The organism is Bacillota bacterium, from assembly GCA_040755295.1.
GTDB lineage: Bacteria > Bacillota > Desulfotomaculia > Desulfotomaculales > Ammonificaceae > SURF-55.
In genome coordinates this window covers 95,047-121,224 of sequence record JBFMBK010000002.1, presented here as the reverse complement: position 1 = coordinate 121,224, position 26,178 = coordinate 95,047, and the positions used below count along the sequence as shown (strand labels likewise).

Below are 26,178 nucleotides of genomic sequence, written 5' to 3'. Positions count from 1 at the left end.
GTACAGGATATCTTTTGCGGGATTCCACATGCCGCATTCGGCGGCATCGCGGAGGATGAAATTCTAAACGCGTAAGCGTGTTGTTTAGCTGCAGAAGTGTAACGTGAACGAAAAACGTAGGAAGTGACCAGAGCATGTAAGATTGGCAAGGTCGGGCCGGAGCGTTCAGCCTTCAAGTAGGCTCATCTTAAATCATAACTATCACAGGTGAAACTGAGTGCCGGGTGAGGACCCGGCCCGGTGAGCCGGACGAAGTAAAGCGAAGCTCATCGCCGCGACCCACCAAGGAAGAACGTGTTTTCAGAGGAGGAAGGTAGATGTACCTTGTCACCTGGATCGAGGGAGAAGAGGTAGAGTACCGTTTTTTGCCTTCCGAGGAACTACCGGAGAAGTTAGCCGAGGATAAAAATCCTATTGTTATCAAGTTCGACGCCTAAGATCCAAGATTTTGGAAACGGCCGCGCAAAGCGGCCTTTTTGTTTTTTCTCATAGAGGTTTTAGGTGGTTGAAAAAAGGAATGACGCGGCACCGTTATTGCGTGGTTAGACTTGCGGGGAAAAGCTGTGACCGGTATGATTATTTAGGGTTTGATGAATATGGGAAGAAGGTTCGCCGGGAGAGCAAGCGGGCGTTTATGGGAAATCGACGCGATGCGCGGGAGCGCAATCGTGATGATGGTGGTTTATCACCTTGCGTGGGATCTGAATTATTTCGGTCTTTATAAGAAGGATGTGACCTTAGGATTATGGGCGCTGTTCCAGAAGGCCACGGTAACTGCATTTATTTTTCTCGTCGGGGTGTCATTATGGCTGAGCTACGTACGACGGGGCCGTATCCGGTTTACGGGCTATTTGGTCAGGGGGCTTAAGCTTTTGGGGTTGGGGTTTATCGCTACCGTAATCACCGGGCAGCTTTTCGAGACAGGCATGATTGTATTCGGTATCCTTCATTTCATTGGTATTTCGGTGATTTGTGCATACCCCTTTATACGTTGGGGGTTGTATAATATTTTACCGGGTGCGTTCTGCCTGGGCATGGGAAGCGTTTTCACACGGATGACGGCTGATGGTCCGTGGCTGCTATGGCTCGGCATCACTCCTTCGGGTCTGTTCATGCTGGACTATGTCCCCTTTTTCCCCTGGTTCGGGCTGGTGCTGCTGGGGATATCAGCCGGCTGCATCTTTTACCGCGGGAACGGACGCCGGGCATACGACCGTCTCCCTTTATCCGTTCCCGTAAGTACCCCGGCCGGGCCGGAAATGAGGTGCGGCAGAGTACTATTTTTTCCGGTACGGATGCTTGCGCTATTAGGCCGTTACTCCCTTTTCATTTATATCGTTCACCAGCCGGTCCTTTTCGGCTGTCTTTTCCTGGTAATGAGGTAATTGCTTAAGGACGTTTCTCCCGAATCCGGGGTGAGGGAAGCCTGCCCTATGGTATAATGGATTACCTGAACGGTTCCGCCGTTAAACGGGAAAGACGTCCAAAGTTGAAAACCAGTACTTTCGCAATTACGGTCTGCCCTAAAAAGGCGTAATTAAATTTTACAAAGTTTAATTACGTTAAAAGTTTAATTACGACGGAGAAGAGTTGCCATGCGGCCGGGGGCGGGCTCCAACTGAAGAATGACAATGGGGAGAATGGCGGCACACGAACGCAGCGTAAAACGGAGTGCGAGGAGAAGCAAGTAGAGCACGAAAGCCTGGAACGGACTGGCCGGACAATTGGGAAGCGAGACGCGGGAAGTTGGAAGAGGGATTCTCGAAAGAATTCGCTTATAAGCGAATTTCCACAAGCATCTCACCTCTAACCTCTCACGTTCCACCACTCAAATACGTGAGAACCCGGTCCTGCCGGGCTGACAACAGCTATACGCAGCTTACGTAGCGCCCTACAAAAGAATGCTTATTTTCAGAGGAGTGATTTTTGTGAAACTTACGCTGGCGCACAGTCCGGATGCAGACGACGCCTTTATGTTTACCGCCCTGGCTCAGGATAAAATTAACACGGGCGGGTACTCTTTCACCCATGTATTAAGGGACATTGAAACGCTGAACCGGGCGGCGCTCCAAGGGGTCTACGATATCTCGGCGATTTCCCTGCATGCCTATCCATATGTTGAGGACAAATACCTGCTCCTTCCCTGCGGGGCAAGTGTGGGAGACGGTTACGGACCTCTGGTGGTGGTGCGTGCGGACGCGCCGGAGGGGTTCGAACCCGCGGCCGTAGCGGTGCCGGGAGAGATGACCACGGCGTATCTGGCCTTGAAACTATGGCGGCCGGCGATGAAAACAACGGTTATGCCGTTTGACCGGATCGGAGAGGCGGTCGGCGCCGGGGAAGTGGAAGGCGGTCTTTTAATCCATGAGGGCCAGCTTACGTATCTCCGTGAAGGATTGAGGAAGGTTATAGATCTCGGGGAGTGGTGGAAGGAAGAAAACGGACTCCCGCTGCCCCTCGGCGGCAATGTCTTGCACCGGCGCCATACGGAGCGGGCGGTTGAAATAAACGAGTTGCTGCGGAAGGCGATAGCTTGGGCGCTTGACTTCAGGGAGGAAAGTTTGAAACATGCGCTATCTTATGCCAGAGGTCTGGAGAAGGCGGAAGCGGACCGTTTTGTCGGCATGTACGTGAACGCCTGGACGCTGGATCTCGGGGAACGGGGCCGACGCGCGGTGGATGATCTGTTGAGGCGCGGGTACGACGCCGGTATTATCCGTAAGCGGGCATCCTTGGAATGGGTGACTTCCTGAAACAGAAAATGATACGTGAAGTCACCTCGGACGCCGAACCCATTATCAGGGTAGTCCATACTCATTTCCGGAGGATTAAACGTGTCTGAGGATTCTCCGAAGGTCTTATTCATAGCGACAGTTGCGCGCCACCTTCTGGCGTTTCATACGCCTTACTTCAGGCTACTGCAGGAATGGGGTTATGAGGTGGAAGCGGCCTGCAGCCCCGGCGGGGAGACTGAGGCCTTTACACCCCTCGGGGTAAGACTGCACGATATTCCATTCGGACGGCGGCCGTTTTCCCGTAGAAACGTAAGGGCGCTCCTGCAACTGGTCCGGCTGATAAGGACCCGGTCTTACGTTCTTATACACGTCCATACCCCGGTGGCCTCTTTTATCACACGCCTGGCGGCAAGGATTTGTTCATTCAGGCCTGTGCTGTACACGGCACACGGCTTTCATTTTTTTAGTGGGGCGCCGGCTAGGAACTGGCTGGTCTACTATCCCCTGGAGTGGCTGGCGGCTCGCTGGACCGACGGGCTGGTCGTCCTGAACGAGGAGGACTTTGCAAGGGCCCGCAGGCTGCCGCTGCGCGGAGAGTCCTTTCTAGTACCGGGAGTGGGGGTACCGCTTGATTCTTTTCCGATATCGCAGGCTAAAAGACCGGAAATACTTAAAGACCTCGGTTTAAAGGCGGACATGCCGGTGGCGGTAATGGCAGCCGAATTCAGCAGGGTTAAGAATCACACCCAGGCGGTACGGGCCTGGCGGCAGGTCGTCGCGGCAATGCCGGATGCGGTTTTGCTACTGGCGGGAGACGGGGAACGGCGAGAGGCGGTTGAGAGGCTTACGGGATCGCTCGGGCTGCTCAGCAATATTCAATTTTTAGGATTCCGCCCCGACATAGAGAGGATAATGGCGGTGGCGGACGCGGTGTTGTTAACCTCGAAAAGGGAAGGTTTACCGAGGGTGATCCTCGAGGCGATGGCGGCGGGAAAACCAGTGGTGGCAACGGACGTTCGGGGATGCCGAGATCTGATTGCCGACGGCGGAACGGGCTACCTCGTAGGGGTTGGGGACGCGGCAGGTACCGCTAGGGCACTTTTGAAATTGCTGAGCGACAAGAAGCTGGCGCTCCGGCTCGGTACAAAGGGAAGGCAGCAGGTTCAAGCTTACGGATTGGAACGGGTTCGTCCGAAAATGGCCGGAGTATACAGGCGTTACTTACAAGGCAGCGCCCTTAGATTCTAATCCCGACCTCTATCCGATGTCCCTTACATGTCATTTTTCGCGGTCTTTAAAGAAACCCGGGGTTAATTAAAAAGGGACGACGGCATTTCTGCCGGACGGTCCAGTATTAGCTGTCATGTAGAACTAAAAAACAAAATATGTGATTTATTTCATACAACAATCCTTTCGGGAGGAAAACCGGTACGAATATCGAAATTACTTGCAGACAGATGAAAAATATCAAATAGTGTTGTATTAGTTAACGAAGGATTTTTCCATCAAATATGTTAGGTTTGGTGTCAATGAGCAAGAAATCCTTGAGGCGTTTACCGGCGTGGCTCTTGGCTACGGGCGATATGGTTGTCCTGAATCTAGCGCTGATCATGGCTTTTTACCTCCGGTTTGCCGGAAGCCAGCCGTCTTCTAACTACGAGGCGCTGGTAAGTACGCTGCCCTGGGTGAGCCTTACCGCTCTTATGCTTTTCGCCGGGCTGGGTTTGTACGAGCAACAACTCGGCGGGTTGGTGCCGGTAATGCGGGCTTTACTTCCGGCTGTTCTTATTACAGGGCTGGCGACGGCAGCCATCGCTTTCTGGATACGGGGATTCGCTTTTCCCCGGAGCGTTTTACTCTTCGGTGTTCTCGGACAGTTTTGCGGTTTATTGGTCTGGCGTGGCATTTGCTGGCATGCTGCCCGCGTCATTCACGGGCAGCGGCAACTCCTGGTGATCGGGAGCGAGGAAACGGCTTGCCCCTTCCTTGAAAAGCTTTTGGATCTTCCGCGGGGCCTCTTCAGAATCCAGGGAGTGGTGGCGCCGTGGGATATGGCAACGCTGAAAGAGCAACTCCCGGAAGTGGATGGCGTGATTGTAAGCCCGGGCGCCACCCCGGAAAACAAAGCCACTGTAGTGGCGCTTTGTCTTGAAGCGGGACGCGAGGTCTATCTGGTGCCGGAGCTTTACGAGGTGATGCTTACCGGAGCAAGGGTTGAACAGCTGGACGACCTTCCCGTGCTGCAGGTGGAGGATATCAGTCTATCCTACGTTCAGGCTGCGGTAAAGAGGGCGCTGGATGTTATCGTTACGTTTATGATTTTGGTTGTCACGCTTCCTATTGTGATAATTGCGGCACTTTCCGTCCGGTTATCTTCACCGGGCCCTGTATTCTACGTGCAGGAACGGGTGGGTTATCGCGGACGCGTTTTTAATCTGCCGAAGTTGCGGACAATGGTCGATAACGCGGAGAAAGACACCGGACCCGTGCTGGCAAAAGCGGACGACGGCAGGGTGACATGGGCCGGAAAATTCCTCCGATCTACTAGAATTGACGAACTCCCCCAGTTATTCAGCGTTCTCAAAGGTGATATGAGCCTGGTCGGCCCCCGGCCGGAACGGCCGGTTTTTGTGGACGAGTTCCAGCGTGCTCACCCGGCATACCGGTATCGTCATGTGGTGAAACCGGGTTTGACGGGAGTGGCGCAGGTTTACGGTCGTTATACCACCTCATGGGAGGACAAGCTGCGCTACGATCTTTATTACATCCGTAATTATTCGCTGATTCTTGATTTAAGGGTATTGCTGCGCACGGTTCCAGTGGCGCTTAGCCCGAGCGCCGCGCGTGGAAGAACGAAAGGCCAGGACAAGACGGAAGCGGTCCACGCCCTTTTTAACACAATGCGCCAGGAAACAACTGCGGGAAATAAGGGGAAAGTTGTCGAAGGTTCGATCCGATGATAATGATGTAGGACCGGATTCTCTGCCGGGAGACGCACTGCAGGTAAACCGTATGGTTTCAATATATTATCCACTTATATACCGTTTAGGAGATCTGGAAGATGAAAAAGAACGGGGATAAAACCAAAGCCCAGCTGCTGGATGATATATCTGAATTGCGGCGGCGGGTTGCCGAACTCGAACAGGCGGAAAAGGCGCTTACAGAGAACGAGCAAAAGTTTCGGAGCATTGTGCAAAACTCGGGAGATGGCATTGCTCTGGTTAACGAGCTCGGTAATGTAATAGAATGGAACCCCGGATTGGAACAGATTACAGGTTACAGTCGAGCCGAAGTGTACGGCCGACCCATTTACGAGGTCGAGTTTCTCTTGATGGAGGAAGAGAAAAAAACCCCCGCGGTTTATGAGGAACTTAAGGCGTTGACCCTTGAGTTCCATAAAACCGGGTATGCGGCCAAATCAGGAAAGTTTCACGAGCGATACATCCGCAGCCGTTCCGGGAAGCGGGTCGCCATTCAGACACTGGTCACCTCTCTGAAGACCGATAAGGGATACATGAACTGCAGCGTCATCCGCGATATAACCGAACGCAAACTCCTTGAGAAGAGCTTCAGGGAAGCCGGGAGCAGACTCAAGACCATTATGGATTCGATTCAAAGCGGTGTTCTTGTTATTGACGCAGAGACCCATCGTATAACCGGCGTCAACCGAATCGGTCAGGAAATGGTGGGCCTTCCCGAAGAGAATATTATCGGTTCCGTCTGCCAGCAGTTTATATGCCCTTCGGGGGAGGGAGGGTGCCCTATTACGGATCAAGGTCAGAGTGAGGATCATTCCGAACGGGTGTTGATAAGGGCGAACGGGGAGCATGTGCCCATCATAAAGACCGTTGTTCCGGTTCAGCTGGACGGTCGGAGATGTTTGGTCGAAAGCTTCGTCGATATCACGAAGTACAAAATGGTAGAGGACCAGTTAAGAAACGCTAAAGCTCTCCTCGAGGGTGTCCTTGATGCCATACCCGACGCGGTTGGCATTCAGGATCCCGAGCACCGGATCATCAGGCTGAACCAGGCGGGTTTCCGACTGCTCGGGCTGACACCGGAGCAGGTCAAGGGCAAGCGGTGTTACGAACTGATCGGAAGAACGGACCGGTGCCGGCCGTGTGCCACGGAAAGAGCCTGGCGGACGAAGCAGCTGGAGCGCGTGGAGAAATACGTTCCCGAACTTGGTTTATACTTGGACTGCCGGAGCAACCCCATACTGGATGAAAACGGCGAAGTCCAGATGGTGGTCGAGCAGTTTTATGACGTTACGGAGCGCAGAAGGATGGAGGAGCAGCTCAGGAACCTGAGTCTTTATGATCCTCTTACCGGGCTTTATAACCGCACCTATTTTGAGGAGGAGATGCGCCGTGTCGAAGGGAGCCGCGTTATTCCCACGGGCATAATCCTTTGCGACGTCGACGGGCTCAAACTTGTTAATGACACCCTTGGACATGATGCCGGCGACGCCCTGCTCGTGGCCGCGGCCACTGCCATTAAGAAATCCTTCCGGCAGGGGGACATGATAGCCAGGATTGGGGGCGACGAGTTTGCGGTGTTGCTTTTGAATAATAACCGAGCCTCCGTTGAAAGCGCGTGCCAGAGGATCCGTGACAGCGTGGCGGATTATAACGCGGACAACCCTGAGATTGTTTTGAGCATTTCCGTCGGCTTCGCTGTCAGCGGCGATCCCAATAAGAACATGGGCGATCTCTTTAAGGAAGCCGACAACAATATGTACCGCGAAAAGCTGCACCGCAGCCGAAGCGCACGCAGCGCAATCGTGCAGACATTGATGAAGACGCTTGAGGCCAAGGACTTTATCACCGAAGGTCACGTGGAACGTCTGCAGCACTTGGTGGCAAGTCTGGCCGTTGATATCGGTATTCCGGAGTATGCGGTGAGCGATCTGCGGCTTCTCGCACTTTTCCACGATATCGGGAAGGTAGGGGTGTCCGACCGGATTCTTCTGAAGCCCGGTCCCTTAACGTCCGAAGAACGTGCCGAGATGCAGCGGCACTGTGAGATCGGGCACCGTATCGCGCAGTCGATACCCGATCTGCCGCCTATAGCCGACTGGATACTGAAACACCACGAGTGGTGGAACGGCCAGGGATATCCCCTGGGGCTGAAGGAGGAAGAGATTCCTTTGGAGTGCCGTATGCTCTCCATTGCGGACGCCTACGACGCCATGACCAAAGACCGTCCTTACCGTAAAGCGATTTCTCACGAAGAGGCCTTGGCCGAGTTGAAAAGGTGTGCCGGGACTCAATTCGACCCTTGGCTGGTGGAAAGGTTCCTTAAACTGTTTAGACCAAAAGAAGACTGATTATGGTCTTTTGACACTAAGATTGCGGAAGTCGGCAAAGTACAATCACCCGCAGAGACACAGAGAGCACGGATGGGGATGAGTCGCGGGTCACGGATTGGATATCCGAGCCTCCGAGTTCTATCTTCTATTTTTCACCTTCTACCTTCCACCTACTGCCTACTTATAGCTTCGTATTATCCAGTTCCTCCATCCTTTCGATAACAAGGTGTTTCTTTAGGTTGCCTGTTTCGGTGCTTAAGATGCCTTCGCCAAGCAGCTTTTCAATCGCCTGGTGCTCGGCGTACAGGAGCTTCCTTCGGGCATTGAGTAGTTGCTCCTGAAGCAGTCCGGGATGTTGTGCGTACAGTTCGTCCAATTCCCGGTTCACTGTGGAAACACGAGCGGTAAGTTTTGCTTCAAGCTCGCTGAAGACCGGCGGGGAAATCTGCCCCCGGTTTTGTATACGTCTGAGTTCACTGATGGCGGCCAGGGCCTGCTGTAGCTCAAACGACAGGTTTTCATACTCTCTTAAGCCCTTCACGGTCTTCTGCAGTCCAAGCAGACGGATAAACGGCCCTATGGTCAGACCCTGCGCTATAAGTGAAAAAAACACAACGCCGAAGGTCAGGGCGATCAACGTTTCCCTTCCGGAAAAACCGGCAGGAAGGCTCAGAGCGAGTGCAAGGGATAATGACCCTTTCAAACCGCCCCAGTTCAGAATGTGCTTCCACGACCACGGCAGTTTGACTACGGCTGTGGAAAGGTATACGGCGCTGCTGCGCCCGACCAATACAATAAGGATGGAAACCGGGATCAGGTTCATGTGACGGGCCATGTCGATGCGGGCCACTTCCAGCCCCACTAAAATGAATACGAGCGAGTTCGCCACGAGGGTTATCGTGTCCCAGAACACCGATATGCTTAGCCTCGTAGTGGGGGTCATGCCGACTGTCCGGCCGTAGTTGCCCAACACCAGACCGGCGGTCACCACCGCGATCACGCCCGATACTCCCAAATACTCTGCGGCGAAGTAAGAGCCGTAAAAAAGCACGACGGAGAAGGCGTTTTCCAACGGGTAGTCATCGAAGAAACGACCGATCTCGGAGAATATGAAGCCGAGCGATCCTCCTATGACCAACCCTCCCGCTGTTACCTTGATAAACATAGCCGGGCCGGCTGCGGCGCCCCACGGGCCCATGGCGGCAATAGCGGCCAGGGAGAAAACCGACAGTTTGAAGAGGACCACGGCTATGCCGTCGTTCATCAGGCTTTCTCCCTCGATGATAACGGCCAGGCGGCGGTTCACCCCCAGGTTTTTAAACACGGTTATAACGCTGACGGGGTCGGTTGCGGCCATCAACGCCCCAAAAACAAGAGCCGTTTGAAGAGTCATGCCCAGAAACAACATAGACAACAGACCCGTGGCCAGATAGGCGATAAACGTACCTATGACGGCCAGTAAAGCTATCGCGGCGCGGTTTTTATTCACCGAAGTAAAGGAGAGTTTTAACGAGGCTTCACCGAGCAACGCCGGTAGAAAGATGGCTATGATCGCTGTACGGAAAACCTCGTCCGAGACGAAAAAATCTCTTAATTCGTCAAATACGCCTGCTACCGGCGCGAGCCCTATAACTGCGCCTATTAACACCAGGGCTATGGGGTAAGGTTTATCGGCTTTTTTCGCAAGGGCGGTGACGCCGATGGATAAAGCGAGGAGAATTAGGAATAGCTCAAGACTGTGGGTAGTCATTGATAAGAATGCTCCACCCTTTCAAAAATCCTTTCAAAAATTACAGCCTGACGACTTATTGTATTCAAACTAAAAAGTGTTACCGGAGGCCGCTTTCCAATTCCCAGGCGTTTTTACAACGACCTTTGCGGATTCGGCGCCGATCGCGCCGATCCGGCCGCCGATTATCAATCCTCCGCTTAGTTCCCTATTATACCGAAAAAGAACATTTCAGGCATCTTGTCACCACGAAATATAAAAAGCACCCTTTCGAGCGGGGTGCCCCTATGAATGTTTATTCCCGCTCAGGAAGCCTCACCGCGAAGGTATCGGCTCGGGTACGACCCGGCGTTCCACGCGGAAGTTGCCTTCCCGGGGCCCGTACGTGATGATGTCAACGGCGGAAGGACGCTTGGCGGTGTCAAGGTACAGTACCATAGCGGTGTAGGGGACCTCTTTACCGTGTTGCAGACCTCTGATTCCCGCCGCGCCGGTGGTGCCGGGATTAAGAAGCAGCGACGACCTGTCACCCTCCACGTCGGGTACGTGGGTGTGCCCGCAGACAACGAGCGGGACCTGTCCCATAAACCGGCGGGCCATGCTCGGATTGTGGACAAGCAGAAGGTCCACGTGCTGATTGTTCCGGAGGACCTGCACCAGCGCTTCCGCCTGGACGTGGATTTCGGCTTCCTCCGCGTCCGGCGAGGCGGCGTCGGCTGTAGGACGGTAAGCTGAGGGGTCGGGGAAGCCGATTATGGAAAGACCCGCCACGTTGACCAGCCCGCCTTTCAGTACGCTCACCCCCGCCAGGGAGTTCAGGAATTCCGTAACCGCGGGCGAGTCGTGGTTGCCGGATGCAAAGATATAAGGCACCCGGTTTTCACTTAAACCCTTAACGATATTCAGTTCAAGGGGAGAGCCGAAGTCGGTCAAATCCCCGGCGTCAAGCACTGCGTCGACGGCAAACCGGTCCGCGAGTTCGCGGGCAAAGGCCTGGCCTACGGGGTTATTATGGATATCCGATATCAAGAGCAGCCTTTTGCCCCCGCCGACGTCGGAAAGACCGTTCAGCCCGTCGGCACGGTTGAATAACGCCTGCAGATTGGCAACCACCTCCGGGGTGCCGGCCTTGAATTTTTCAAAACCGCTGACGAGGTCTTCACTAAGGGCCATAATACGGGGGGCGGCGCCGATCATGCCGCTGTAAGCCGGGTGTTTGAAGGCGTCGGTGTGAAAGGTGAAGAAGGCAGGCGCCAACCACGACACGGTAATCACAAACCCCGCTGCGGCGGGCTGCCAGATTTTACGCCAGGGCGTGCGGAAAAACAACCGGGTGAAAAACAACGCTCCCAGTATCCCCAGCAATAACTGCCTAACTATAAATGCACGCAACGCCCGGTTTGCGTCATTTTCGATCCGGCTCCAGATCGAACTGAGGTTAAGGTTTTTAAGGTGCGCGATAACCGTTTTTTCCTCGACCCGGAGGAGTGTGACGCGGCACTCAACCGGAGCGGCATGTGTCTTTGCGGAGAACGAACCGAGCGGCGGCAGTTCAACCACCGTCCGCCCGCACATCGCCGGGCGCAACGCTCCCCGCACCTCAAATCCGTTTATCTGGTAGTTTGCCGTTCCCAAAAACCAGATAAAGATTAGGGCTCCGATCGAGGCCGTTATGAGCTGGAAGATTGCGCGCAACAGCTTGTTATGCAAAACTGGTTCCCCTTGTTATCCTGAATTATTCATTCCATTTCTCACTTTTAATTATAAGGTGGCCCTGCGATAAAGCTCAACGTTGCATAGCGTCCTGGTGATAAACACAACCTGCGTTCCAGAGCAGCCAGGTATGGATATCCCGCTTTTCAGTCACTCTTGTCTGCGCTTTTATCTCGGCGGTTCCGTACGGAGGGGACCCCATGGTGAAAGCCTGAAGCCAGGGGCGCAGCCGGCAGCCGCTGGTGTCGATAAGTTTTTCGAAGTCCGCCAGAGTGCCGTTCACCACTTCCGCTGGGTGGGCGTTGGGATTAGAAAAACCGTAGTTTCCCGGGCTGTAATGTGAAGGATAGGCCATCGGCGACATGAAGTCCAGAAAAGGAGCCAGGCGTTCCGGCCGCTGGCCTATGCGCTGATCGTCTTTGGCGTATCCCATGAAGCCGAATATGGCTGCGGAAAGCCACTTATCCCAGCCGATTTCCCGGCGCGCGTGGTTGAGGAAACCGGCGATGACGTCGGTGCGTTCCTGATTTCCCATGCCGGGATAACTTACCGTCTTAACGCCCTGTCCTTCCGGGAAACGGATATAATCGAACTGGACCTCGTCGAAACCAAGTTCGTATGCCTCTTTGGCAAGGGCGATGTTGTAATCCTGAACCGCTTGGGAACAAGGGTTTACCCACAGCCCTCCGGCTAGGGGGTACCCGCTGGCGGTGCGTACCATGTACTCCGGACGTTTTTTAGCGAGTGTCGGGTCTTTCATGACTACGCAGCGTCCTATGCTGTATATACCCTGATCCTTAAGTTCTTTTAACATGTCCTTAATAGGGAGATAGTCGTGGGCCGCCCCGATCTCCCTGCTTAAGGGAACATTGGAAAGGTAGCCTATACTGCCGTCTTCATCCTTGATATCAAGTTCGACGGCATTGTACCCGCTCTTTTTAATAAGATCGATTATACCCTCCCAGCGGGTACGGGAGGACGCCCAAATGGCGGTGACGTGTACGCCTTTAGCGTTAAAGGCCTGCTGCTCACGCGCCGGGGTTTTGTCGGTTTTATTTTCGGGTTCGTAAAGCACCTGCCGGCCCGGCGCACCGGCCTTTAGGGAATCCTTCCAGGATTGAGGCATGGCGATTGTCCCAACGTTGCCGTCGCTGATGAAGCGCGTCGGTTCGATCCGGTCCAGCCACGTGGTGAGCGAACTCAGGCCGTGGTCCTGGAAAACCTGGATCCGCTGAATGCGCAGCGGGTCGAAATCCTTGTGAAACGGCGGCCGGGAGGCGCTCCAGGCCCACAACAGCACTCCTTTATGATGGTAGGTGATCCCGTCATATGTTCCCTGGACAACGGTTTCATAAGGGTTCGGCACGCCGTCCTGGACTATGGCGAAGGAAGCGGGCTTATAACCCGGCACCGCCTGCTGGATCAGTTTCTGCAGACCCGCGATTTCGACCCGCGCCTTTTGCGGCGTGAGGTTCTTTAAGTAAGCGTGGCTCATTGTATGGTTGCCGATTTCGAAGCCCCATTCAACCAGCATCTGAAGCTTTTTCTTCCAGTATTTCCCTTGCCCGGTTTCGCCGCCGAAAGGGTTGGCGTTGATAAAAAAGGTGGCGGCGTTGCCGAAGTCGGGGTGGCGCTGACCGAAATCACGCAGTATCCCTACAGCACAGTTGGGATCCACCGTAAGTTCCTCGCCCTTTTGAATGAGCCGGAACTCTCCCGGGGTGCTATCGTCGAAGGTTATCACCGCCGGTGATTTCCCCGCCGGGATACTGATCTTACCTGATAAAAAATCGCTGAGTGAAATCAAAACATACCCCCGTTCGTACAATTCGGCCAGGTCCTTGCGGAAGTTGTCCGGGGTGCGCGCCCACCGCCCTTCCTGCTTGCTGATCTGATGATAAAGCAGAATGGGTACGTAACCGAGTTCGTTGGCGTTTGCGGCGCGTGCATCGTTCTGAAGCTCCTCCAAGGTTGGTTTCGCGGCGGCTGCGGCGCTTCCCGGAGGCCTTGGTTTGGTGTTATTAGTAATCTGGGATTTTCCCGTGTGCCCTACGAAAAGCTGGCGGCATTGGTCAAACGAAAAGATAACAACAAGGGTCAAAATAATAACGAGTCCGAGGGAATAGAAAACAACAGGTCTGCGCACGGAGTATAACCCCCTTTTTGATATGTACAGGAATTCGCCATACTTCGACGCATTTCCTGTCGTTTTCGCGAGATTTTAACAATGAAAATTATGTTTGGCGTACTATTTTGGCCCAGAAGGCTGTTATTAAACCTGACGACTTAAAACCGTCTGAAATGGTCGCTTATGCTGGTTCAGTGCGATTTTCACATTAAGTAAATAATGTATAAAAAAAGGGTTTGAAATCTCGGCCAGCGAAATCAGGATAAGCAATATCGAAATGAAAGGGTGAAAAATCGTGGAAAGTAAGATTGCCGCCCTTATCCAATTCCGGTACGGCCCGGTGGCCCTGCTTTGGGCTGATGAGAAGCCGGCAGGCGCGCTGCAGTTCAAGGAAGGCGGCTGGGGTTGCATCATGTGGCTGTTTGCCAACGCCGCCAAAGGGCGAACGGTGGTTTTTGACCGCCGGACCTTCGGCTGCCTGGGGGGGGGAACGGGTTTGGGGTTCGGGAACCAGTACCTAAACTGGCCCGGGGGGATCGAACTCTTTTGTTATTTCCTTTCAACGGGGGCCGCACAACTCGGGGTAACCCGGGAGATGATTAAATCACAGAGGGAACAGTCCGTGCAGAACATCCTGTACGGAGAAAGGTACGTCAAATCACCGGAATTAGTTAAGAAATTCATAGAATATATGCCGATTACCGACATCCCGGCGAAGTACGTCGTCATGAAACCGCTCAAAGATGTCGCTCCGGGCAAAGAGACCCCGGTCTCCATAATATTTCTTGCCAATCCCGACCAGATCTCCGCTCTGACCGTGCTGGCGAATTACGCGCGAGAAAGCGTAGAAAGTGTTATAATGCCTTTTGGCGCAGGGTGCCACAGCATAGGTATCTTCGCGTACAGGGAAACAGAATCGGAAAAACCGAGAGCGGTCATGGGACTGATGGACCTGTCGGCGCGCGAAAACGTTAGGAAAAGACTCGGCAAGGACCTGTTCACCTTCACCGTGCCTTTAAAGATGTTTCAGGAAATGGAGAGCAACGTCGAAGAAAGTTTCCTGGGAAAGGAGATGTGGCAGGAGTTTTTGGCGGATTAAACCCTTGCCCCGGTGCCGGATATGATGCAAACGGCAGCGGAGTCACCACTGAATTATGTGTTTTGAAGCCCATTGGTGGTTACGCCCTTGAAGCGACTGCCGTGAAGCGCACAGCGCTTTTACCCGCCTATTAAGGCCTGCGGCGGTATTTTTTTGTGAACCGTTCAGCAGCTTGGTGATTCACTGACGGAACGACCTGATAGATACTTTTACCTTTGACGATATACGGTGGTGAGCAGAAAGGGAAAGTGTGAAAAAGTTGGCTGAAGGGAAAAGGGTTCCGGGGGCGAAAACGGAATAAGTAAGCCTAGTATTTAAGAAGGGTGGTAAAAAGGTGGAGGAGATCCCGGTAATGGAACAAGTTGGCGTGACGAAAGAGATTCCTGTGAGGAATGAAGGCGGCGGCAGAGACAGGTTCCAGATGGTAATCGGTATAGTATGTGGTTTTGTCGCCGCCGCGATCCTTACCTATTTGATGTCGTGGTATACCTACGAGGGGAAAGTGGTGGCGAAGGTTAACGGTAAAGCGATTCGGTACAACGAATTTCATCAGGCCCTGGAAGAGACAAACGGCACCGAAGCACTTGATTTCCTGGTTCAGAAAAGGCTGATCGATGAAGAGGCTGCTAAAAGGGGTGTTACGATTAAGGAAAGCGAAATAAATACCGAACTCAAGAACATGATGGGTACCTCGATGACGGAAAAGGATTTGGATGCTTTTCTGAAAGAAAGACATCTGACCAGAGAGGATTTGAATGAAAGGATTCGGATGCAGCTCCTGATACAAAAGCTGGCGGGAGAGGTGAAGGCGGGGGACAAGGAACTGCGGAGTTTCTACGAGCAGTACAAGGATTCGCAGTACAACAACGAACCCTACGATAAGGTGAAGGACCAGGTTAAAAAGGACTATGAATCCGTTATGAGCTCGCAATTGATTCCCCAAACCGTGCAGAACCTGAAACAAAAGGCGAAGATAACCTACTACTGGTAGAAGATTGCCTGCTCGGAAGCATATTTAACTCGGACAGGCCGGAACCACCCAGTACTCAACGGCAGGTTAAAAGTACTTTGCATCGTTATACACACAACGCGCTTAGAACGCCGCGTCTTAAGATCGGCACGTTGAGGGCCGGGTTACCTACAGAGACATAGAGAACACGGAGGAAACACAATAGCTTAACAGATTGCTCTTAACCTTAAGAAAATCGCTTAATCAGTATTCTTTCCAGACCATCAGTCAGAAATAAACCAAATCGTAAAGGCCTTTTTAAACGGGGTTCTCCCCGTTTTTTTGTTTTATCCGACCGTGCATAAAATCCAAAATTCAGGAAATAATAGGTCTAAATGTTGGAAAAGCCAAGCTGAGGAGGAATTGTTTCATGCAGAAAGAAAGTATCACAGCTCATTTCAGGACACGTGACGAGGCTGAACACGCGGCAAACCGGCTGAAAGCCATGGGTGTTAACGACATTCAGATCGAACGGACGGGAAAAACCGCAAAGGGCGGGCTCGGCGAGGTGATGGGGAGGATTACCGGAAGCATCAGCGGTCTTGGGGATTACGTCATGGGAGCGAACCGTGAGGATGATGACCGGGCGGAGGTAAGAACTGCGCCGGATGCGGCGGACGAAGATCTCGCGCGGCGGGACGTAATCCTGAAGGCGAATGTCGATGAGACCCTTCGCGACAAGGTGCTGCAGATTTTAAAAGAATCCGGGGGCACGGTATAAAGCGCGGTTCGACAGTTTGTAAGTGATATTACAGATACGTTAAAAGCCCATCGGCGAATAACTTGGCCCGACGGGCTTTTTGATTGAATAGCATTATGCTTTTTAATTCTTGTGAATAAGCGTATTTCCTAAAAAATATAATGGTTTTATTGGCGATCTTGGCGTCTTGGCGGTTGAAAACAGAGTTTCGTAGTTTTGATGGCTCTTAGTACGGCCAGGCCGCCAGTCCCCCTTCGAGGAAACGCACGTTCGTAAAACCCTTGGATTCCAAAATCCTTTGCGCCTCCCAGGCGCGCATACTTGCCTGACAGAAAGATATAATGGTTTTTTCAGCGGGGAGGTTGTCCAGGTTCGTCCGCAAACTGCCCAGGGGGATGTGTACCGCACCCTCATACGGAGACGGTCTTTCCCGTCTTTCCGCGGGTGTACGCACGTCCAGTATCATCACACCGTTTCCGTTTGCAAGCTGGCTCTTCAGTTCAGCGGGCGTACAGGTTTTAGCGATACCCGCCAGTTTATTGCGCATTGTGTTGGCGGCGTGGTGCAGGACGTCCATGGCCGTGTTGTACGGGGGGGCGTACGCCAGGTCAAACTCGGCAAGCTGATCCACCGTTGCCTGCATGGAGGTCGCCACGGCCAGAGCGTCGAGGCGCTTGTTTACGTCTCCTTCGCCGACGAGTTGAGCGCCGAGAATCCTTCGCGTGGGTATATGGACGATGAGTTTAATAATAACAGAGCCCGATTCAGGGTAGAAATGGGCATGGTCCGCTCCTGAAACAATGACCGTTGCGGTCTGGTAGCCGGAGTCATAGGCCTGAAACTCGCTAAGTCCGGTCCGCCCTACCGTGAAATCAAAGATCTTGAAAATTACCGTTCCCAGGACCCCGGGAAAATAATCCCGCATGCCGGTAAGGTTATTGCCGATCACCCGGCCGTGACGATTGGCGACGGAACCTTGCGGTGTGTAAACAGGCTTGCCGTTGACCATGTTTATGTTTTCCACGCAATCGCCGCCGGCGTAAATGTCGGGATCGCTTGTTTCAAGATGTTGATTTACCGCGATGGCGCCGGTTCTTCCTATGGCGAGCCCGGCCTCGCGTGCCAGATCGACGTTAGGCCGCACCCCTACGGCCATGATCACCAGGTCGGCGGGATAAGCTCCTCGCGAGGTAATCACCCGACGAACGGAACCGGAATCGTCTCCTTCCAGACTTTCTACCATTTCTCCGGCACGTACGGACAGACCTTTTGTTTCAAGATGCTTTACGACGAGAGCGGCCATTTCTTCGTCCAGAAAGCCGGGGGCGATGTGCGGCATGGCCTCGATCAGGGTCACTTCCGGTTTGCGTTGAGGGAAATCGGCTTCAAGAAGCACCTCGGTGGTCTCAAGGCCGATCAATCCGGCGCCTACAACAACGATGCGGCGTGTTTTCCCGGATGAAGCCGCTTCACGGATGCGCGCCGCGTCCTCGAGGGACCACAGGGTGTGGACGTTTTGAAGCTCAATACCGGGAATTCCGGGGCGTATCGGACGTGACCCGGTGGATAAAACCAGCTTGTCGTAAGGAAGCGTGTCATGTTTCCCTGTCGGTATATGGGTTGTATGGACCAGTCTGTTTTCTCGGTCTATCTTTTCCGCCCGCGTTTGAACCAGCACGCGTATATTTTTAACCGCTTCAAAAAACGCGGGATCCCGTACGACCCCGGCGGGGGTCGAACAAAGCTCCTTTATTTCCCGAACCCTTCCACCGACATAATACGGCAGACCGCATCGCCCTACGGAAACCTGCCCGCCCTGTTCAACGATGGTGATTTCGGCTTCCGGGTCCCTGCGGCGAGAGCGGGCAGCGGCTTTTGGGCCGCAGGCCGCACCGCCGATAACCACTATACGTTTTCCCATTTAATAACCTCCTTGTCCTTCCCAATCACTTATAAGATTCCCTCCGTTCCATTAATTAAGCGAGATGAAAATCGGGAATATACGGTAGTGATAACTCTGTTATTGCGGTGTCCCGGCGGCGTGTTTTTTGTGGCTGCCGGCGCATACATTTAATACAAGCCGATACGTCAGTCGAACATAGCATCGCCAGGAGGGGGAGGTTTGAGCTTTCTAAAGCGGGTAGAAGACTTCCATGCCGCAGAGCAGCGGTTGGTATGGCAGGGATCTTTCTTTGAATACCTTGATCTGGTACGGCACAACCCGCGGATTTGCCAGCTCGCGCACAGTAGAATCTATAATATGATTACCGCAGCCGGCGTTGAGGAGGTTAAGGGGAGAAAGCGGTATCGCTTTTTTTCCCGCGAGCTTTTTGGGCTTGACCGGTCACTGGAAAAGCTAGTTGAAGAATACTTCCGCCCGGCGGCGTGGCGCCTGGATGTCCGAAAGCGCATTCTGTTACTGATGGGACCGGTCAGCGGCGGGAAATCAACCCTGGTTAACATTCTGAAACGGGGGCTTGAGGAATACAGCCGGACTGACGACGGCGCGGTTTTCGGAATTAAGGGATGTCCCATGCACGAGGAACCGCTGCACCTGATTCCGAGGGAACTTCGGGGGGAATTCCACCGGGAGTACGGCATAAGCATCGAAGGTGAGCTTTGCCCGGTTTGCCGTCTGCGGCTGGAAACCGACTTCGGGGGTGCGATAAAGGATGTGCCTGTAGAGCGTATCATTTTTTCTGAAGAGAAAAGGTTAGGAGTCGGCACTTTCACGCCTTCGGATCCGAAATCCCAGGATATCGCGGAATTAACCGGAAGTATTGATTTTTCCGCGATTACGGAATTCGGTTCGGAATCCGATCCCCGCGCTTACCGTTTTGACGGGGAACTCAATATCGCTAACCGCGGCATAATGGAATTCCAGGAACTGCTTAAAATTGACGAGCGTTTTCTGTGGAACCTGCTCTCGCTTTCGCAGGAGGGCAACTTTAAGGCCGGGCGTTTTGCGCTTATTTCCGCCGACGAATTGATAGTGGCTCATTCCAACGAGACGGAGTATAAGGCTTTTGTCAGCAACAGTAAGAACGAGGCGCTTCTTTCGCGCATGATAGTCATTAAAATCCCTTACAACCTTAAGGTTTCGGATGAAATAAGGATATACGAAAAACTGCTAGGTCAAAGCGACCTTAGAGGTATTCATATCGCGCCGCACGCCCTGAAGGTTGCTGCCATGTTTTCGGTGCTTTCGCGCCTTAAGGAATCCATGAGACAGGGCATGAATATTGCCATAAAAATGAGGCATTACGATGACGGGGACGTGGAAGACTTCAGCCAAAAAGAATTGGCGGAACTTCTGTCCGAGCATCCGGATGAAGGAATGAGCGGTGTAGATCCCCGTTATGTAATTAATCGGTTGTGCACGGCGCTGATGCGTGCCGAGACACGTTGTATCAGCGGCCTGGACGTGTTGAGGGCTCTCAGGGAGGGTTTTGACCAGCATCCTTCGATAACGGCGGAGGAGCATGAGCGAATCCTTGATCTAATATCAACCGCACGTTGTGAATACGACGAGATCGCTAAGCGCGAGGTACAGAAGGCACTGGTCGATTCTTTTAAAGAGACCGCGCAGGCCCTTTTCGAGAACTATCTGGACAACGTTGAGGCATATTGTAACGATAACGGGATATTTGATCCGCTGACCGGCGAGGAGATTGCTCCGGATGAACGACTGATGAGTTCCATCGAAGAGCAGATCGGCGTGAGCGACGCCACCAGGAGAAGTTTTCGGGAAGAGATACTTATCAGACTTTCAAGTTACGCCCGCAAAGGGAAAAAGTTCGACTATACAGCACACCACCGGCTCCGGGAAGCCATTGAAAGAAAACTGTTTGCAGACCTGAAAAGCGTTATTAAAACCATTACCTGCGCCAGGACGGCTGACCCGGAACGGACGAAAAGTGTAAGGGCGGTAAGCGACAGGTTGGTATCGGATTATGGTTACTGTCCGGTTTGCGCCGGGGAATTGCTGCGGTATGTCGGGAGCCTACTGAGCCGGTGAAATGGGAGGGTGGAGGCGGGATGGTGGATTTTACGGTGAACCGGGAGGACTGGTCTGCTTACCGAAAAGGAAGCGTTGATGCCGAGAGGCACCGGAAAAAGGTAAGGGAAGCCGTCCGAAGGAGACTCTCAGATATTATCACTGAGGAAAGTGTGGTTCTGACAAACGGGAGGAAAGTCGTTCGAGTTCCCATGCGTTCACTCGAGGAATACCGCTTCCGGTTCAATCCCGGCAAGGTGCAGTATGTAGGCCAGGGGAACCACAAGCTTCGCGTAGGGGACCCGGTGATTTCAAGGCTCCTGAAGGGGGAAGGGAAAGGGGCCGGTGAAGAGCCGGGTGTTGATTATTACGAAGCGGAGGTTGCCGTGGACGAAATCGCCGATATCGTCTTTGAAGAATTATCTCTGCCGAATCTGGAATCAAAAGGTGAGTCCGGACCGACACTTGAAAATCTTGAGTTTTCTGCAATTCGGCGGCATGGGATTTCCGCAAACCTTGATTATAAACGCACCCTGCTTGCGGTGCTTCAGCGCAATGCCCGTGCCGGCCGTTCGGGTTTTTACGGTATGCGTCCTGAGGATCTGCGATACCGTACGTGGGACACCGATAAGTCACACGAGATAGGAGCTGCGGTTGTCGCGATGATGGATACGTCGGGGTCGATGGGACCTTTCGAAAAGTATATAGCGCGCAGTTTTTTCTTCTGGATGATGCGTTTTCTTAAGACCAACTACCGCAATGTTGAAACGGTTTTTCTTGCTCATCATTCCGAAGCCCGGGAAACGTCGGAAGAGGAGTTTTTTCGTAAAGGGGAAAGCGGGGGAACCCGCTGTTCGGCGGTTTACCAATTGGCGCTTGAAATTATTTATGAACGCTTCTTACCACGTAATTATAACGTTTACGCCTTCCATTTTTCAGACGGCGATAACCTGGCCTCGGATAACGATTGTTGTGTCGAACTGGTCGGGAAGCTGTTAAAGGTCACTAACCTGGTGGGATACGGGGAGATTGAGGGTCCTTACTATTATACGAGTACCCTGCGGACCGCCTACCGGGTTATTGACGACCCGGGTTTTATCTCGGTGGCATTGCGGGATAAAGGTGATGTGTATACGGCGCTTAAGGCGTTTTTCTCACGGAATAAAACATAGCGGAAGGGTAAGGAGTATCTTGGGAAAACCGGGCGGTGTAGAATACAAAGGTTTTCCGGGGGAATGGGTTACTGATTATGGGAGAAGTTGAAACCTTGGAGTCGGTTATATTTGAGATCGTTCAACTTGCCCGGTCCCGGGGACTCGATTTTTTCCCGATGCGGTTCGAGATCTGCCCTTCTGAAGTCATTCACACCTTCACCGCCTATGGGATGCCGACACGCTTTTCTCACTGGAGTTTCGGTAAGTCTTATTACCGTGTCAAGATGTGCTACGAGTATGGGCTGAGCCGCATTTACGAAATGGTGATTAACACCGACCCCTGTTATGCCTTCCTGCTCTCGGGCAACTCGCTGATTCAGAATAGGCTTATCGTTGCGCATGTGCTTGCTCACAGTGATTTTTTTAAAAACAATGTGTATTTCAGCTGCACCTCACGCCGGATGATAGACGAAATGGCCCGCTCGGCGGACCGGATCCGACGGTACGAGGCGCTCCACGGACGGGAACGGGTCGAAGAATTCCTCAATGCCGTACTGGCGATTCAGGAGCATATCGACCCGTACGAATTCCACGGACATTCGCGGTTTCCCGCCCGCAACCCTGAAATGACTTTAGATCTTCGAAAGCACACGCAATCTCGTGGTACGGTTTATAAAAAAAAAGTTTCCGGACCGGAAAAGGACATTTTACTTTATATCGCAAAGCATTCCCAGGAGCTTGCCGAGTGGGAAAAAGATGTGATGATGATTGTCCACAGGGAAGCCTTATATTTCTGGCCCCAGTTAGCGACAAAGATACTCAATGAGGGATGGGCCACTTTCTGGCACCTGCGGCTGCTCCGCGAGTTGGAACTCGACACGGCGGACGCGGTGGAGTTCGCCAGGATGCATGCGGAACTTATTCAACCGGGAAAACGTGTTGTAAACCCATACCTTTTGGGCCTGCGAATCATTGAAGACATCGAACGCCGGTTTGGACGAGAGAAGCTTTTTGAGATCCGGGAGGTGGAGAACGACGTTTCACTGATACGGAACTATTTAACGCAGGACCTGGTTAAGGAACTTGGGCTGTATGTCTATCAACAAGTAGGACAGGACTGGCGGATGACGACGACGGATTGGGAAAGGGTGCGGGAGGCGCTGCTTGCAGGTATGAAAAACGGAGGGAATCCTTATATAGTGGTGGTTGACGGCGACTATAACCGCCGGGGGGAATTATACCTTCGTCACGTCTACGAGGGAGTGGAGCTGGATATACGCCATCTGGAGCATGTTTTGAGGTATGTTTTCAGATTGTGGGGACGCCCCGTGCATTTCGAAACCCTGATCGCCGGCCGGCGGGCGGTGTTTTATGCAAACCGCGACCAGGTTTCCAAAAGCATTATCTGAGCGTTAGGTCTGTCCGGCATACGCATTTGGGCTAAGCCTCGATAAAATTTCCCGTGACGATAACGACCCGCTAAGGCGGGTTGTATTGGTTTTCCGAAGTGATTATAATGAATATCAACGATCTTCCGTGAGGACTTTGACTTGCCGAGCTACGTAGCTATGCGAAGCTTATCGCGGTGCCCAGCAAAAGAAGTAATATTTTTGAGGGAGACAATGCTAAGGGTTGTACAAGGACACGAAATATGGGTTTTTCCGGAGAGTTACCACCGGTGTCGGGGAGAAGAGACCCGGTGTCTGGTCTTTTATGGACACGCGATGCGTCCGGAAGGGTCGGTACAGGAGGATAAGCTCAGCGCCTCAGCGTTTGACCCGGGCGGCGAATGCCACGAGTTAAGGATTAGGCGTGATGAGAAGGGTCATCACGTCCTGCGCCTGGAACCGGGACGGGAAGGCTTATGGGCGGTTTCTGTGGAAAACGACGTAGGGCCTATTGTCGTAACCAAAGGGGGACTTTACAAAAACGGTACCCGCTTGGAATATCCGGATGCCCGGGATGCGGGGTACTACTACCAGTACGCCAAAAACTATTTCATTGCAGGTCATTTCTGCGCGGCGTGTGGTGACCTTTTTAAGCAGGCGGATTTAAGTTTCCTTGGGCATGAACTTGAACTGGTTATGGCGCCGCGAAAATATCAGGTGGGGGACGAGGTGGTACTTCAAGTTCGTTACCGCGGCGTGCTCTTGCCCGAGGTAATGGTTGCCGCCACATGGGGCGGATGGGGTAAAAACGACTGGGCGCAGCGGTTTGTTACAAACGGAAAGGGACAGGTCAAGGTGCCGCTTTCAAATTCGGGAGACTGGCTTTTTTACGTGCGCCACGCTGATGAAAACCGGGGCGTGCCAGGGGAGTATGAGCGGCGGATATTCAGCGCCACACTCGGCTTGACCGTTGTTCAGGAAGGTTAATTCTTCGGAGAACGGCGTTTTGGGTACAACACGCTTCTGAGCGTTTTTCAGAGGAGTCCCACATGTCCAGCACTCAGAAGGTATCTGGTACTTATAGTAAGATACCGCGGCTTGGTTCTTCGATGTCATAACAATCACAAATGTTGGACTGAGTGCCGGATAACACGAAATCTGAAAATACCCGTAAGCTTGAAATTTGGAAGCAGTGTTGTAACATACACGGAACGCAGCAATGGGCCGTTATGATGCTGGAAATAACGATTTAATTGTTATCACATATTTATTTTCTTGATTCATGGCGTTCATGGCGTCTTGGCGGTTTTTTTTAGATAGGAGGAAATGGTAATCGCACACCTGACAGACCGGGAGTTTTGGGAAGAGGAATGGCGGAAGACACGAAGACGTTCGGGATCGTGTCATGGTTCCCACGAGAACGACAGGGAGTTCTGGGACGCTCTGGCAGCTAACTATGGGAAACGCCGGAGCCTTCAGGATCGAGACCGTCTTAAACAAGTGACGGAAATTTTGCTCGCGAAAGGTGCGCTTCATTCAGGCGCATCCGTGCTGGACATAGGCTCCGGTCCCGGGGTATACGCTCTTCTTTTCGCGCCGCACGTTCACGAGGTAGTCAGTGTTGACAGTTCGCCGAAAATGTGTGCTGTCTTAGAGGGACAGGCTGCAGAGCACGGAATTACCAATATTACGGTGATTAACGCGGCCTGGGAGGAGATAGAACCGGCGAAGACAGGGTGGGGAAAGAGGTTCGACCTCAGCTTTGCTTCTTTGACCCCGGCGGTTCGAGACCCTGAAAGCTTGATTAAGATGGTTGCCGCGTCGCGACGGTATTGTTGTCTGGTAGAATTCGCACGGGGATACAAGAATCCGGTTCTCGCCGAGCTCTGGCCTGCGGTAACCGGCGAGCCGTACCCAGGTGGGAGCTTCGATGCGACATATCCGTGGAACTACCTTTATGCCTCGGGGTACCTTCCGGATGTTAATTTTATTCCTGATTATTGGGAGGAAGAGAGGCCCCTGGAAGAGGCCGTTAAACGTTACTGCGGTTCTTTCAAACGCTATATGAAGGTTACGCCCGCAGTAGAAGAGAAGGTAAGGCGGTTCTTAGAGGCCCGGAGCATAGAAGGGGTATTCCGCCGAAGCAGGCGGGGGCACCTGGCGGTTCTCTTCTGGGGCGTAACGCGTAATTAAGGCTACGGAACCGGAGGCCCAAAGTCGGAGGCCGGATGAAAGTACACAAATTCCGGCTTCTGACATCTGCTTTTATTTCAAGCGGCTACAGGAGGATTCTTAATATGATTGAGCCGGTTTTTCCCCCGAACCTTGCCGATTGTTACCGTGAGCTCGAAAAGGTATCCCTGCCGGATACGGCGCTGTCCCTGAACGGCGGGCCGTTGGAGAGTACGGGTAACAGCATACCCCTTCTCGAATGCGCTCAACCTGTAATCGATCAGGAGCAGTTCGTGTTGGTGGCGGGGCAGATTTTTGATTTGCTGGCCGGATATCTCCCTCAAATGGCGGGCGATCTGTCTCTTTTAAAGAATAACCTGCCTGAAAACAAGACTGACTGCGGAGCGATGATTCATGCGCTTCTAAAACGCAGCGGCGAAGCGGTAAATTATTTAAAAAATCCGCAGGAGATCCCGCCGGACGTTTTTGGATTCGCTTTCAGTCATGTGCTCCGGCTTTATCTTGCCGCATATTCAAGGAGGCTGCGGGGAAAATATGAGTTCGACACATGGGGGAAAGGGGAATGTCCGGTTTGCGGCAGTAAGCCGAACTTCGCCAAATTAGATAAAGACGGAAGGCGCTATCTATATTGCGGTCTTTGTGATACTGAGTGGCGATTCATGAGGGTCGCCTGTCCTTTCTGTGGAAATATGTCGCCCGAGGAATTGAGTTTCTATGAGTTAAAAGAAGGTCCTTACCGTATTGATGTATGCAGTGTTTGCAGGGGTTATGTGAAGACAATCGATTTGCGGGGGTTGGAGGATATGCCCCCAAGTTTATTCTGGGAGGACATAAAGACCGTTTTTCTGGACATGACGGTTATGCAGCTCGGATTTGTCAATAAAACTTAGGAAAGTGTTATAAAACAAATAAATCGGTAAAAAACTGACTTAAGGATTTTCGGTAGTCAAAAGTACCCGGCACTAAACGAGGAGTTAGGTTCCTTCAATAACTTCGGCTTCCGATATTCCGCATCCGACTTC

The 26,178-nt window shown here is 52.8% G+C and carries 18 protein-coding genes; 14 read left to right on the top strand and 4 right to left on the bottom strand.

Features of this window, described 5'->3' with window-relative positions; all coding sequences use genetic code 11:
* Window positions 1-596: 596 nt before the first annotated feature.
* From AB1500_02520 to AB1500_02500, 5 genes are all read left to right on the top strand, one after another.
* Window positions 597-1,385 carry a heparan-alpha-glucosaminide N-acetyltransferase gene (locus AB1500_02520; protein MEW6182039.1) on the top strand — a complete coding sequence of 263 codons (789 nt, stop codon included), beginning with the start codon at window positions 597-599 and terminating at the stop codon, window positions 1,383-1,385.
* 543 nt (window positions 1,386-1,928) lie between these two features.
* Window positions 1,929-2,753, top strand: a complete 825-nt coding sequence (locus AB1500_02515) for an MqnA/MqnD/SBP family protein (protein MEW6182038.1) — start codon at window positions 1,929-1,931, stop codon at window positions 2,751-2,753.
* A gap of 81 nt (window positions 2,754-2,834) precedes the next feature.
* Complete coding sequence (locus AB1500_02510) at window positions 2,835-3,983, top strand: glycosyltransferase family 4 protein (GenBank protein ID MEW6182037.1); 1,149 nt, start codon at window positions 2,835-2,837, stop codon at window positions 3,981-3,983.
* Window positions 3,984-4,264: 281 nt separating this feature from the next.
* Window positions 4,265-5,695, top strand: coding sequence for a sugar transferase (locus tag AB1500_02505; GenBank protein MEW6182036.1), 1,431 nt, complete (start codon window positions 4,265-4,267; stop codon window positions 5,693-5,695).
* 101 nt (window positions 5,696-5,796) lie between these two features.
* Window positions 5,797-8,064 carry an HD domain-containing phosphohydrolase gene (locus tag AB1500_02500; protein ID MEW6182035.1) on the top strand — a complete coding sequence of 756 codons (2,268 nt, stop codon included), beginning with the start codon at window positions 5,797-5,799 and terminating at the stop codon, window positions 8,062-8,064.
* A gap of 163 nt (window positions 8,065-8,227) precedes the next feature.
* Here the strand turns inward: AB1500_02500 and AB1500_02495 are convergent, their stop codons facing one another.
* The 3 genes from AB1500_02495 to AB1500_02485 all read right to left on the bottom strand — a co-directional run bounded on the left by AB1500_02495 (window position 8,228) and on the right by AB1500_02485 (window position 13,634).
* On the bottom strand, window positions 8,228-9,796 hold the full coding sequence (locus tag AB1500_02495) for a cation:proton antiporter (protein MEW6182034.1): 1,569 nt from the start codon (window positions 9,794-9,796) through the stop codon (window positions 8,228-8,230).
* A 294-nt stretch (window positions 9,797-10,090) separates the two neighbouring features.
* Window positions 10,091-11,485 carry a metallophosphoesterase family protein gene (locus AB1500_02490; GenBank protein ID MEW6182033.1) on the bottom strand — a complete coding sequence of 465 codons (1,395 nt, stop codon included), beginning with the start codon at window positions 11,483-11,485 and terminating at the stop codon, window positions 10,091-10,093.
* Window positions 11,486-11,561: 76 nt separating this feature from the next.
* Entirely contained in the window at window positions 11,562-13,634 is a 2,073-nt protein-coding gene (locus AB1500_02485; protein MEW6182032.1) for a putative glycoside hydrolase, read from the bottom strand.
* 277 nt (window positions 13,635-13,911) lie between these two features.
* Here AB1500_02485 and AB1500_02480 point away from each other — a divergent pair, with 277 nt between their 5' ends.
* The 3 genes from AB1500_02480 to AB1500_02470 all read left to right on the top strand — a co-directional run bounded on the left by AB1500_02480 (window position 13,912) and on the right by AB1500_02470 (window position 16,445).
* Window positions 13,912-14,715 (top strand): DUF169 domain-containing protein, encoded by an 804-nt coding sequence (locus AB1500_02480; protein MEW6182031.1) that lies wholly within the window; start codon window positions 13,912-13,914, stop codon window positions 14,713-14,715.
* 352 nt (window positions 14,716-15,067) lie between these two features.
* Entirely contained in the window at window positions 15,068-15,706 is a 639-nt protein-coding gene (locus AB1500_02475; GenBank protein ID MEW6182030.1) for a SurA N-terminal domain-containing protein, read from the top strand.
* Window positions 15,707-16,094: 388 nt separating this feature from the next.
* Complete coding sequence (locus AB1500_02470) at window positions 16,095-16,445, top strand: hypothetical protein (protein ID MEW6182029.1); 351 nt, start codon at window positions 16,095-16,097, stop codon at window positions 16,443-16,445.
* Between the two features lie 205 nt (window positions 16,446-16,650).
* On the opposite strand, the gene AB1500_02465 is transcribed toward AB1500_02470, so the two are convergent.
* The gene (locus AB1500_02465) at window positions 16,651-18,345 is read right to left on the bottom strand and encodes an FAD-dependent oxidoreductase (GenBank protein MEW6182028.1); all 1,695 of its coding nucleotides are present in this window, start codon (window positions 18,343-18,345) and stop codon (window positions 16,651-16,653) included.
* Between the two features lie 201 nt (window positions 18,346-18,546).
* Between AB1500_02465 and AB1500_02460 the strand changes: the two genes are divergently transcribed.
* The 6 genes from AB1500_02460 to AB1500_02435 all read left to right on the top strand — a co-directional run bounded on the left by AB1500_02460 (window position 18,547) and on the right by AB1500_02435 (window position 26,046).
* Entirely contained in the window at window positions 18,547-20,442 is a 1,896-nt protein-coding gene (locus AB1500_02460; GenBank protein MEW6182027.1) for a protein prkA, read from the top strand.
* Window positions 20,443-20,462: 20 nt separating this feature from the next.
* Complete coding sequence (gene yhbH / locus AB1500_02455) at window positions 20,463-21,593, top strand: sporulation protein YhbH (protein MEW6182026.1); 1,131 nt, start codon at window positions 20,463-20,465, stop codon at window positions 21,591-21,593.
* A gap of 77 nt (window positions 21,594-21,670) precedes the next feature.
* Window positions 21,671-22,984: a SpoVR family protein gene (locus tag AB1500_02450; protein MEW6182025.1), complete on the top strand. Its 1,314-nt coding sequence runs from the start codon at window positions 21,671-21,673 to the stop codon at window positions 22,982-22,984.
* Window positions 22,985-23,185: 201 nt separating this feature from the next.
* The gene (locus AB1500_02445; GenBank protein ID MEW6182024.1) at window positions 23,186-23,950 is read left to right on the top strand and encodes a DUF4198 domain-containing protein; all 765 of its coding nucleotides are present in this window, start codon (window positions 23,186-23,188) and stop codon (window positions 23,948-23,950) included.
* A gap of 339 nt (window positions 23,951-24,289) precedes the next feature.
* Window positions 24,290-25,156, top strand: a complete 867-nt coding sequence (locus AB1500_02440; protein ID MEW6182023.1) for a class I SAM-dependent methyltransferase — start codon at window positions 24,290-24,292, stop codon at window positions 25,154-25,156.
* Between the two features lie 104 nt (window positions 25,157-25,260).
* Window positions 25,261-26,046, top strand: coding sequence for a formate dehydrogenase accessory protein FdhE (locus tag AB1500_02435; GenBank protein ID MEW6182022.1), 786 nt, complete (start codon window positions 25,261-25,263; stop codon window positions 26,044-26,046).
* Window positions 26,047-26,178: the final 132 nt, after the last annotated feature.